The 10,570-nt window shown below is 65.8% G+C and carries 9 protein-coding genes, 1 tRNA gene and 1 pseudogene; 9 read left to right on the top strand and 2 right to left on the bottom strand.

The window, feature by feature from the left end; genetic code table 11:
- The 5 genes and pseudogenes from ACPYOD_RS15055 to ACPYOD_RS15035 form a co-directional block, all read left to right on the top strand.
- Nucleotides 1-309, top strand: a pseudogene (locus ACPYOD_RS15055) (M1 family peptidase); the annotation flags it as partial.
- 11 nt (nt 310-320) lie between these two features.
- A complete protein-coding gene (locus ACPYOD_RS15050) occupies nt 321-965 on the top strand; it encodes a Pr6Pr family membrane protein (RefSeq protein ID WP_481302528.1) in 645 nt (214 codons plus the stop codon).
- Nucleotides 966-1,036: 71 nt separating this feature from the next.
- A complete protein-coding gene (locus tag ACPYOD_RS15045; protein WP_481302527.1) occupies nt 1,037-2,869 on the top strand; it encodes an ABC transporter ATP-binding protein in 1,833 nt (610 codons plus the stop codon).
- Between the two features lie 109 nt (nt 2,870-2,978).
- Complete coding sequence (locus ACPYOD_RS15040) at nt 2,979-3,881, top strand: DMT family transporter (protein ID WP_481302526.1); 903 nt, start codon at nt 2,979-2,981, stop codon at nt 3,879-3,881.
- 66 nt (nt 3,882-3,947) lie between these two features.
- Nucleotides 3,948-5,579 carry a serine hydrolase gene (locus ACPYOD_RS15035; RefSeq protein WP_481302525.1) on the top strand — a complete coding sequence of 544 codons (1,632 nt, stop codon included), beginning with the start codon at nt 3,948-3,950 and terminating at the stop codon, nt 5,577-5,579.
- 52 nt (nt 5,580-5,631) lie between these two features.
- Here the strand turns inward: ACPYOD_RS15035 and ACPYOD_RS15030 are convergent, their stop codons facing one another.
- Complete coding sequence (locus tag ACPYOD_RS15030; RefSeq protein ID WP_481302524.1) at nt 5,632-8,046, bottom strand: DUF3772 domain-containing protein; 2,415 nt, start codon at nt 8,044-8,046, stop codon at nt 5,632-5,634.
- A gap of 158 nt (nt 8,047-8,204) precedes the next feature.
- Between ACPYOD_RS15030 and tpiA the strand changes: the two genes are divergently transcribed.
- From tpiA to ACPYOD_RS15010, 4 genes are all read left to right on the top strand, one after another.
- Nucleotides 8,205-8,957, top strand: coding sequence for a triose-phosphate isomerase (gene tpiA / locus ACPYOD_RS15025; protein ID WP_481302523.1), 753 nt, complete (start codon nt 8,205-8,207; stop codon nt 8,955-8,957).
- Nucleotides 8,958-8,982: 25 nt separating this feature from the next.
- On the top strand, nt 8,983-9,417 hold the full coding sequence (secG, locus tag ACPYOD_RS15020; RefSeq protein ID WP_481302522.1) for a preprotein translocase subunit SecG: 435 nt from the start codon (nt 8,983-8,985) through the stop codon (nt 9,415-9,417).
- Between the two features lie 23 nt (nt 9,418-9,440).
- Nucleotides 9,441-9,525 (top strand) — tRNA-Leu (locus ACPYOD_RS15015).
- Nucleotides 9,526-9,649: 124 nt separating this feature from the next.
- Entirely contained in the window at nt 9,650-10,195 is a 546-nt protein-coding gene (locus ACPYOD_RS15010) for a hypothetical protein (protein ID WP_481302521.1), read from the top strand.
- A gap of 7 nt (nt 10,196-10,202) precedes the next feature.
- On the opposite strand, the gene ACPYOD_RS15005 is transcribed toward ACPYOD_RS15010, so the two are convergent.
- Entirely contained in the window at nt 10,203-10,568 is a 366-nt protein-coding gene (locus ACPYOD_RS15005; RefSeq protein ID WP_481302520.1) for a UBP-type zinc finger domain-containing protein, read from the bottom strand.
- Nucleotides 10,569-10,570: the final 2 nt, after the last annotated feature.

The following is a 10,570-nucleotide window of genomic DNA, read 5'->3' as shown; positions in this document are numbered from 1 at the left end:
GGCGAGGACCTGTCCTGGTTCTGGCGCGGCTGGTTCGAGCACAACTGGCAGCTGGACATGGCCGTAGAGAAGGTGAACGGGTCGGTCGTCACCGTATCGAACCTCGACCAGCTCGTGCTTCCTGCCACGCTGCGCGTGACGCTGGACGACAAATCCACGCGCGATATCCGGGTGCCGGTGGAGACCTGGCAGCAGCACACGCGGTTCGATATCGACGTGCCGGGCGGTCGGAAGGTCGTTCGTGCCGAAATCGACCCCGACCACAAGATTCCCGACCGCGATCGCGGCAATAATAGCTGGCCCCGCTGACGGAACGCTCGATGCCGCCGCCCCGAACCGCCGCCGTGTCCAACCTCTTCGCCATCGTCGTCGCGGCGGTGGCGTGGCCCGCGCTCGTGCTGCAGTACTGGCTGATCGTATGGTCGGGTTCGCTGGGGGCGGTGACGGTTCGTTACTTCAGCTTTTTCACCATCCTCTCCAACCTGCTCGTCGCGCTGGTCGCCGGTTCCACGGCGATGGGTGGCAACTGGACGCCGCTGCGTATCCTGCGCACACCGCGCGTGCGGGGCCTTGCGGCCCTTTGCATCGCGGTAACCGGGCTGGTTTACGTCACGGTGCTGCGCTCACTGTGGCATCCGCTGGGTCCGCAGCTGATCGCGGACCGCTCGCTGCATTACATCGTGCCGGTGCTTTACCTGCTGTGGTGGTTCACCTTGTTGCCGCACGGCACGCTGGTCTGGCGCGACGCGGCGCGATGGCTCTGGTTCCCCCTGGTGTTCGCGCTGTGGACGTTCGTCCGCGGGGCCATCGTCGACGAATATCCCTATCCGTTCCTCGACGTGGGTCGCCTCGGTTATCCGGCGGCGCTGCTCAATGCGGCGGTGGTGGCGGTGATCTTCGTCATCCTGGGGCTTGGCCTGGTGGCCGCGGACAAGGCCCTGGCCCCGAGGCACGCGCTTCCCTGACGTGGCCTGCGTGGCCCGATGTCGCCGCCATCGTGCCTACGGCGTGGCGGGGGAAGGGCTAGAATGCCCGCATGATCTTCCGCTGGTTCGAATCCCTCATCGACATTTTCCGCGAGGCGCCCGACCGCGCCCCGCCGAAGAACGTCGTCCGTTTCTACGCGTATTACCTTCGCCAGGTCTGGAAAGTGTTCGTGGCCACGCTGGTCGTGGGACTCGCGGTGGCGCTCATCGAAGTGGCCCTGTTCGACTTCCTGGGCCGTGTCGTCGACATGGCGCAGAAGACACCGGCTGCGGCATTCTTCCAGACGCACTGGCGCACGCTTACCTGGATGGCCATCGTGGTGGTGCTGTTGCGCCCCGTGGCGATGGGCCTGCACGACCTGCTGGTGAACCAGGCGCTGAACCCGGGCATGACCACCATGGTTCGCTGGCAGCATCATCGCTACGTGTTGAAGCAGAGCCTGTCGTTCTTCCAGAACGACTTCGCCGGCCGCATCGCCAACCGCATCATGCAGACGGCGCCCTCGCTGCGCCAGTCCGCGGTGCAGGTCGTGGACGCACTGTGGTATGTGAGCGTCTACGCCGGTACCTCGGTCTACCTGTTCGCCAAGGCCGACGTCCGGCTTGCGTTGCCATTGGTGGCGTGGATCGCCTGCTACATCGGCATGCTCGTGTTCTTCGTGCCGAGGGTGAAGGAACGCTCGTGGCGGGCGTCCGAGGCGCGCTCGAAGCTGATGGGCCGCATCGTCGACGGTTACAGCAACATCATCACGCTGAAGCTGTTCGCGCACACCCACCGGGAAGAGGCATACGCGCAGGAAGCCATGCGCGAGCAGACCGAGAAGGTGCGCTCGTCCAGCCGCATGGTCACGGGCATGGATGTGTCCATCACGTCCCTCAACGGCTTGTTGATCGCGGGCACCAGCGCCCTGGCGCTGTGGTTGTGGGTGCATGGCATGGTGTCCACCGGCCAGGTGGCGCTCGCGGTCGGGCTGGTGATCCGCATCAACAACATGTCCGGCTGGATCATGTGGGTGGTGAACGGCATCTTCGAGGACGTGGGCACCGTGCAGGACGGCATCACCACCATCGCTCAGGAGCGCACGGTGCTCGACCGCGACGACGCCGTACCGCTGCGGGTCACGCGTGGCGAGGTGCGTTTCGACGACATCCATTTCCACTACGGCAAGGCGGGCGGCATCATCGCGGGGTTGGACCTCATCGTGCGGCCGGGTGAGAAGATCGGCCTCGTCGGTCCTTCCGGTGCGGGCAAGACCACGCTCGTGAACGTGATGCTGCGCCTGTACGACCTCGAGGACGGCCGCATCACCATCGATGGGCAGGACATCGCCAAGGTCACCCAGGAGTCGCTGCGGTCGCATATCGGCGTGGTCACCCAGGACACGTCCCTGCTGCATCGTTCGATCCGCGACAACCTCCTTTACGGCCGTCCGGACGCGACCGAAGACGAACTGCTGGCCGCGGTGCGCCAGGCCCGCGCGGACGAGTTCATTCCCGGTCTTTCCGACGGGGAAGGGCGCACGGGTTTCGACGCGCACGCGGGCGAGCGCGGTGTAAAGCTGTCCGGCGGCCAGCGGCAGCGCATCGCCATCGCGCGGGTGCTGCTGAAGGACGCCCCGATCCTCGTGCTCGACGAGGCCACCTCGGCCCTCGACTCCGAGGCTGAAGCCGCGATCCAGGAAAGCCTGGAGATCCTCATGCGGGGCAAGACGGTCATCGCCATCGCCCATCGCCTGTCCACCATCGCGAAGATGGACCGCCTGGTGGTGATGGAGCGGGGCGCCATCGTGGAAACGGGTACGCACGCGGAACTGATCGCCCGGGGCGGCCTGTACGCGCGCTTGTGGGCCCACCAGACCGGGGGCTTCGTCGGGGTCGAGTAGGGGCGTCGTCCGCAGGGATGAACCGGATGAGAGGCTGCCTTGCAAAGGTTGCGCTTGTCCGGCGGCCGGTTCCGGCGACAATGGGTGTCAATCCTTCGTGAGGTTCCGCATGTCGTCCGCCGCAGACAGCTCCATCGACTCGCTCGCCCCCGCCGCGGAACGCGACTGGCGTACCCCGGCCGAACTCGTGGCCCTCGGCGCGATCTGGGGCGGTTCGTTCCTCTTCATGCGAGTGGCGGCGAAGGACTTCGGTCCTTTTCCCATGGTCGCTACGCGACTCGCCTTCGGCTCGGTGATCCTGCTGCCGCTGCTGTGGCGTGCGCGTTCCGCCATCCGCTTCGCCCATCTGTGGAAGATGCTGGCGCTCGGTGCGCTCAGCGCAGCCATTCCGTTCACCCTTTTCGCCTGGGGCGCGGAACGCGCTCCGGCCGGCATCGGTGCCATCGCCAACAGCATGACCGTGCTGTTCGCCGCGCTGGTGGCCTTCGTGGGCTTCGGCGAGAAGATCGGCACGCGCAAGGCCATCGCCCTGGTCGCGGGCTTCATTGGCGTGGTGATCCTCGCCAGTGGCCGCACGGCCGGTGAAAACGTCGCGCCCGCGGCACTTGCCGGTGTCGCGGCGTCGTTCTGCTATGGCCTGGCGGCCAACCTCATCAAGAAGTACCTCTCGGACATCGCGCCGACGGCGGTCGCTGCCGGATGCCTGCTCGGCGCCACCGTGCTGATGGCGCCGCTCGCCGCGGTTACCTGGCCCGAAGCGCCCATCCCCATGAAGTCGTGGGTGGCCGTGGTGGCGCTCGGCGTGCTGTCGACGGGCCTGGCCTACGCCTTCTACTTCCGCCTGATCCAGCGCATCGGCGCGCCGCGCGCGGCCACGTCCACCTACCTCGTGCCGTTGTTCGGCGTGGGTTGGGCCTGGATGTTCCTGGGCGAGGCCTTGACGCCGACCATGGCGATCGCCGGAGCGATCATCCTGGGCAGCGTCATCTTCAGCCAGAAACGCAAGGCCTGATCGATCCCTTTCGCTGGGGGCGCGGCATGGACTAGTCTCGGCTCTCTCCAGCCGCAGGGACCCTCCATGTCGCGTCTTCGCCACGTTCTCGCCTTCGGCGTCGCCAGCTTCGTTTTCGCGCTGGCCGCGCAGGCCCAGGAAGCCAACGCACCCGCTTCGCCGGGCGCCGCTGCCGCCGCCCGGCCGGCAGCCCTTGCCGACTTCGACGCCTACGTCGATGCCACGCGCAAGCAGTTCGACGTGCCGGGTATCGGCGTGGCGATCGTGAAGGACGGCAAGACCGTCCTGGAGATGGGCTCCGGTGTGCGCAAGCTGGGCGAACCGGCCAAGGTCGACGCGCATACGCAATTCGCCATCGCATCGAACACCAAGGCGTTCACGGCGGCCTCGCTGTCGATCCTGGCCGACGAGAAGAAGTTGGACATGGACGACCGCGTGGTCGACCGGCTGCCGTGGTTCCAGATGTCCGATCCGTACGTGACGCGCGAGATGCGTATCCGCGATCTCCTCGCGCACCGCAGCGGCCTCAGCCTCGGCGCGGGCGACCTGCTGTACTGGCCGGCTACTACCTATACGACGCAGGAAGTGGTGCAGCGCCTGCGTCATGTGCCCCTCACGAACAGCTTCCGTGCGGAATACGCGTACGACAACATCCTTTTCGCCGTGGCCGGTCTCGTCATCGAGCAGGTCTCGGGCAAGCCGTGGGCGGACTTCGTGCGCGAGCGCATCTTCTCGCCGCTGGGCATGACCGAATCGCAGACGCACGCGCCCGACAGCATCGGTCCGAACGACGACATCGCCACGGGCCACGCGAAGTTCGACTTCAAGGACCTGAAGCCGGTGGCGCCGATGTCGTGGAACAACAACCAGGCCGCGGGCGGCATCTACTCCAGCGTGCACGACCTCTCCAAGTGGATGAACATGCAGCTGGCGGGCGGCACCTATACCGACGCCGCGGGCAAGGAACAGCGGCTCTTCAGTGCCAAGCGCCAGGCCGAGATGTGGTCGCTGCTCACGCCCATCCATATCTCCGAGCCGAGCGTACCGGAGCTAAAGGGCACCAAGCCCAACTTCTACGGCTACGGCGAGGGCTGGTTCGTTTCGGATTACCGCGGCCACAAACTCGTATGGCATACCGGCGGCTGGCCCGGCATGGTGTCGCGCGTGACCCTGGTGCCGGATCTCAAGCTGGGTATCGTGGTACTGACCAACCAGGAATCCGGCGCCGCCTTCCAGGCCGTGACGATGCGTGCGCTCGACGCGTTCATGGATGCACCGAAGACCGATTGGAACGCGGCTTATGCGGCGAGCGTGAAGAAAGCCGAGGCCGGTGCCGACGACAGCATGAAGAAGCACGAGTCCGCGCGCATGAAGGGTGCGAAGCCCTCGCTGCCGCTCGACGGCTACGTCGGCACGTATCGCGATCCCTGGTACGGCGATGTCAAGGTGACGAAGGAAGGCGGAAAGCTCGCGATGAGCTTCACGAAGACGGCGCAGCTCAAGGGCACGCTCGAACCCTGGCAGCACGACACTTTCATCGCCCATTGGCACGACCGCTCGCTCAACGGCGACGCCTTCGTCAACTTCACGCTCGACCCCGACGGCAAGGTGCGCGAAGTGCGCATGGAACCGGTATCGCCGCTGACCGACTTCAGCTTCGACTTCCAGGACCTGCGCCTGACACCGGTCAAGGACTGACGCCTCAGCACGCTGCGGGAGTCGACTCCCGCAGCGTGTGTCGACCTTGCGATCAGGCCGAACCGTCGGGATCGGTCGACGCCTGCGGCGCCCCGGCCCCGGTCGGGCCGATGAGATCGCTCACGCTACCTCCCGACCGCAACACGAGATCCTGCGGACGCAGCAGCGGAATGCTCGCGCCGCGCAGGCGCGCGATGATGTCGAACAGCAAGTCGCTCTTCACGCCGCCCACGTCGCGCGGGCTGCCTACGTAACAGATGGCCATGAAGGTCATCGCGGCGTGGTCCACGTTGTCCAGCATCACGAGCGGCGCGGGGGTCTCCTGCACCGAGGCGTGGCCACGCATCGCCTCCAGCATGTGCTCGCGTATCGCCACCGGATCGCTGTCCAGCGGCATCGGCAACTTGAAGAGCACCCGTCCCTGCGGGTTTGCCATCGTCATGTTGCGCACGGGCTTGGTGATGAAGGACGAGTTCGGCACGATGACGGTCGAGCGGTCGGCCACCTGGATCTCGGTGGCGCGCACATTGATTCGCCGGATATCGCCCTCGGCATCGTCCAGCACCACCCAGTCGCCCACCTTCACCGGCCGCTCCGCCAGCAGGATCAGGCCGGAAATGAAGTTCTGCACGATCGCCTGGAGGCCGAAACCGATACCCACCGACAGGGCGGAGGCCACCCAGGCCACGTTCTGCACGGAGAGCCCCATCGCAAGCAGGGCGATCGCCACCACGATCACGATGCCGACATAGCCGAGCAGCGTGGTGAGCGAACTGCGCATGCCGGGATCGAGGTTCGTCCGCGGCAGGTATTGCTCGGACATCCAGTTCTTGATCACCCGTACGGCCAGCAAGCCGAGGAAGAAGAGGGCGATCGCGCTGAGGATCTGGCTGGGTTTCAGCTCGACGTTGTAGATCTTCAGCGATTGCAGTTTGGCGCCGAGCGCGAGTATGTCCGATGCACCCGCACCGAACCCGGACATCACGGCGGTCAGGCCGAACAGGAACAAGCCGAGGCGTACCACGCCCGACAGGAGCACGCCGGCCTGGTCGAGCAGCTTCGGGTGCGTGCCGAATACCGCCTGCGCGCGGGCGCTCATGGGGCCCTTCTCGGAGAGCAGCGTCTCGAACAGGTCGTCCACGAGCCGCATGGCAAGGTACGTGGCGGCGATGACGATCGCCGTCCACACCACCTGGCCCGCCATGAACGATGCGAAGGCGATGAAACCGGTAAGAAGGCCGATCCACGAGGCCACGATGGCGATCCACGCCGCCGCGATGAACAGGCTGGCCCAGATCGGTCGCGGCGGCGGTGGCGTGCCGTCGGTGTCGTGGTGGTGGGTACGGCCCAGCCGCAGGAGCGCGAGTGCCGCGAGCACCGTGAGCACGATGGCCTGCAGGCTGCTGGTGACCACCGTGGCGGCGAGACTCGTGCCGATCGTGCGGTTCAGTTCCTTCAGGAAATAGAACAGCACCACCGCCAGCGAGATGAGCATGGGAAAGCGGCGCAGTGCCAGCGCCGTTTCGTCCGGTATGGCCGGCAGGCGCCAGGAAGGGCGCTTCGCGGAGATGAGCGCGCGGCCGAGGCCGGCAACGAAGGCGCCGAAGAACACGATGCGGACGAGCGCGCGCGCAATCTCGTCCGTGTCCTCGCTGAACACGTCGTTCCAGTTGAGGCCGGTGTAGAGGAGCTGCGTTCCCAACCCGGTGGTGAGCGTGGACGTGAGCGCGATGCCGACGATCAACGCGGAGCGGCGCAACCGTCCGGGCGGCATGCGGTTCGCGGTGAGGCTGCGCACGCGCGACTCGATATAGAAACGCACGGCTGTCATCAGCAACAGCCCGAACAGCACGCAGCTCACCAATGCCGTGCGGTTGCCCGTGCTCCAGCTGTTCGAGAAATCGTCCTTCACCGTGCTCGCGAACGAGCGCAGGTTCGCCGAGTCGCGGGGGAACGCGGCTGCCGGGTCGGACCAGAACGGTCGCGACAGCGGCGAGTTCGTGCGTTGCGAGATCGTTTCCTGGAACCGTGTGCGGCGCAGGTCGGCGAGCTGGTTCGCTGTCTGCTGGGCTTCGAGTGCGATGCCGTCGGCCTGCTTGATGCGCGCGTCGACCGCGTCGAAGGTCTTCTGGGCGTCTCGTCGCGTGGCGGCCAGTTCCGGGGCCTCCTTCGTGCCGGCCGCGGGAGGGGGACCCAATTGATCCAGGCGTGCCTTCGCGGCGTCCCGGTCCGGTTGCAAGGTGCCGGAAAGCTTCTGCGCCGCACTCGCCACGTCCACGGCCTTTCCGCGGAGGTCGTCGATGTCCTGGTTGGACGCCTTGTCGTCCTTCATCGCCTTCTCGATCGTGTCGAGCTGGCCGCGAAGGGTGTCGATCTGCTGGGCAGGAGTGCCGTCGTCCGTCTGCGCCAGGGCGCCGCCGGAGCAGGCCAGGAGCAGGGCGATAAAGAAGATTCTCAGGGTGCGCATAGGGCGATGATCGAAGCCGGTATCCATCAGGTCAAATGCCCGACGGATGCGTTACCCTCCGTGAATGGCGTTCCCGGGCCTCCATGCGGCATTGCAGCTTTGCGGGGGAGGGGGTCGCCGCTATCCTGCCGCCCCTTTGTCCACGCCTGGAAGTTCCCATGCGCAAGAAGCTGGTCGCCGGTAACTGGAAGATGCATGGTTCCCGCAGCATGGCCGACGCCCTCGTCCGCGAGATCGTCGAGAACCTTCCCGACGGCGTCGACGTGCTGGTCTTCCCGCCGGACGTGTACCTAGGGGAATTGAGTGCCCGCTACGGCGACCGGGGCCTCGGCTTCGGCGGCCAGGACCTTTCCGAACACCACGTGCCTGGCGCATATACCGGCGAGGTAACGGGCGGCATGCTCGCTGACGTTGGGGCCGGCTGCGTCCTTGTGGGCCATTCGGAGCGCCGCCAGTACCAGGGCGAAAGCGACGCACTGGTGGCCCGGAAGTTCGCGGCGGCATGCAAGGCGGGACTGAAACCCATCCTGTGCGTGGGAGAAACCCTGGAAGAGCACGAGAAGGGACAGGCCGCGGAGGTCATCATGCGCCAGCTCTGGGCCGTCATCGATAATTGCGGCATCGAGAGTTTCCGTGGGGCCGCGATCGCCTATGAGCCGGTCTGGGCCATCGGTACGGGCCTTACCGCCACGCCCGAGAAGGCGCAGAAAATTCATGCGCTCATCCGTAGCCAACTGGCAAAAAAGGATGCTAATATCTCGCTCCTGACCCGGGTGCTTTACGGCGGAAGCGTCAAGCCGGCCAATGCGGCCGAACTTTTCGCCCAGCCGGACGTGGACGGGGGACTCATCGGCGGCGCTTCGCTTGTGGCCTCCGATTTCCTGGATATATGCGCCGCGGCGCGTCGATAATCGCGACACGGCAAACCAAGAAGACATGTTCATTCTCTTCAGCGTTTTCTATATCCTGATCGCCGCGGCGATGATCGTGCTGATTCTCATGCAGCGCGGTGCCGGCGCGGAGGCAGGTTCCGGGTTCGGTGGCGGTGCATCCGCCACGGTGTTCGGTGCACGTGGCTCGTCGAGCTTCATGACGCGCGCCACGGCGGTACTTGCCGCCCTGTTTTTCCTGCTCAGCCTCGGCATGGGCATCTACCTCGGCCGTTCGGGCAATCCCCAGCCGGCCGCGGATCTCGGCGTGATGTCGGGTGTCACCACCCCGGCCGCTCCCGCCAACAACGCTCCGGTAGCCCCGGCCGCGTCGGACGTGCCCAGCGCACCCGCCGCCGCCACGGCACCGGCAGCGAACAACGATGTTCCGGCCCCGAAGCAGGAAGCCACGCAGGCTCCCGCGGAACCGGCCAAGAAGTAATCGCGACACGCAGTAAAAGTTATGCCCAGGTGGCGGAATTGGTAGACGCACTACCTTGAGGTGGTAGCGGCTTAGGCTGTGGGGGTTCGAGTCCCCCCTTGGGCACCAACGCAAGATCCGGACAACCTCTACCGGATCGCAAATAAACCCGCGAAAGCGGGTTTTTTTGTGCCTGCCATTCGGTTGCGCTAATCTCCTTTCCGGGGTGAGGCCACGAATCGCGAGGCCCGACATGAAGATGCGATATCCGCTTGCCGTGATGTTGTTGTCAGCGAGCATGTCCCTGATGACGGCTCATGCCGTCGAACGAGGCGTGGTGCCACCCATCCCCGAAGCCGATCACGCGGCCATGCGGGACTACCGGATCACGGATGACGTGGTCCAGCGGCTGGCGGCTGTGTCCGCCGATGCCCGCAAGGCGCGGCTCGACAAGGAATGGTTTTTTGCCCAGCTGTACTCGAGTTCGCTGGACGACATCGCCGATCGTGTGCTGACCAAGCAACCACGACTCGCCCGCATCGTGGAGAGCCATGGGTTTGGTCGACGCGAATACATGACAGCAGTCTACGCGTTGGCCAGTGCGAGGCAGGCGACGCTCTATGGTCCGGATGAAGCATCCGGCGCGAAGATCCACGACCGGTTCGTCTCTTCGAAGAACGCGAGTGAGGCCAATATCGCGTTCTACAAGGGGCACCGGACCGAGGTCGAGCCGCTGATGGACGGCGGGCCGGTGACGCAGGTCGGCGGCAGGGGCCCCTCGAGCCGCTGTTGCATTTGACGTCGGCTCAGCGCCGCTGCGCGCGCAGCAGTATGCGTTGCCAGTCGTGGGGCACGCGTTCCTTCGGCCCGGGTACCGTCTGCGTAGCCGGATGGCTGTGTGGCGGCGCGAGCGCGGGACCGTCGAGTCCCTCATCGGTGCGATAGTCGTAGAACCAGTCCTCACCCGGCTCGAAGCTCTGGATGATCGGATGTCCTGTTTCTTCCCAGTGTTTCGTGGCGTGCTTCGCCAGGGAATCGTCGCAACAGCCGATGTGTCCGCACTGGGCGCATCGGCGAAGGTGTAGCCACCAGCCGCCGTCCTGTTCGCATTCGACGCAGCCGGTACCGCTGGGCACGGCCGTCGGGTCGATACCGTCGGTTCTCACGTTCATGG

Source organism: Luteibacter sp. HAY1-4A, assembly GCF_056755355.1.
The sequence above is the reverse complement of the archived record's forward strand: the minus strand, read 5'-3'. Positions and strand labels throughout refer to the sequence as shown.

What these genes read in the sequence shown, in the direction of transcription:
- ACPYOD_RS15030 (WP_481302524.1), bottom strand. Translation starts at nt 8,046, where the DNA reads ATGCGCACCCTGAGAATCTTCTTTATCGCCCTGCTCCTGGCCTGCTCC.
- ACPYOD_RS15035 (WP_481302525.1), top strand. Translation starts at nt 3,948, where the DNA reads ATGTCGCGTCTTCGCCACGTTCTCGCCTTCGGCGTCGCCAGCTTCGTT.
- ACPYOD_RS15050 (WP_481302528.1), top strand. Translation starts at nt 321, where the DNA reads ATGCCGCCGCCCCGAACCGCCGCCGTGTCCAACCTCTTCGCCATCGTC.
- ACPYOD_RS15010 (WP_481302521.1), top strand. Translation starts at nt 9,650, where the DNA reads ATGAAGATGCGATATCCGCTTGCCGTGATGTTGTTGTCAGCGAGCATG.
- tpiA (WP_481302523.1), top strand. Translation starts at nt 8,205, where the DNA reads ATGCGCAAGAAGCTGGTCGCCGGTAACTGGAAGATGCATGGTTCCCGC.
- ACPYOD_RS15005 (WP_481302520.1), bottom strand. Translation starts at nt 10,568, where the DNA reads ATGAACGTGAGAACCGACGGTATCGACCCGACGGCCGTGCCCAGCGGT.
- ACPYOD_RS15040 (WP_481302526.1), top strand. Translation starts at nt 2,979, where the DNA reads ATGTCGTCCGCCGCAGACAGCTCCATCGACTCGCTCGCCCCCGCCGCG.
- secG (WP_481302522.1), top strand. Translation starts at nt 8,983, where the DNA reads ATGTTCATTCTCTTCAGCGTTTTCTATATCCTGATCGCCGCGGCGATG.
- ACPYOD_RS15045 (WP_481302527.1), top strand. Translation starts at nt 1,037, where the DNA reads ATGATCTTCCGCTGGTTCGAATCCCTCATCGACATTTTCCGCGAGGCG.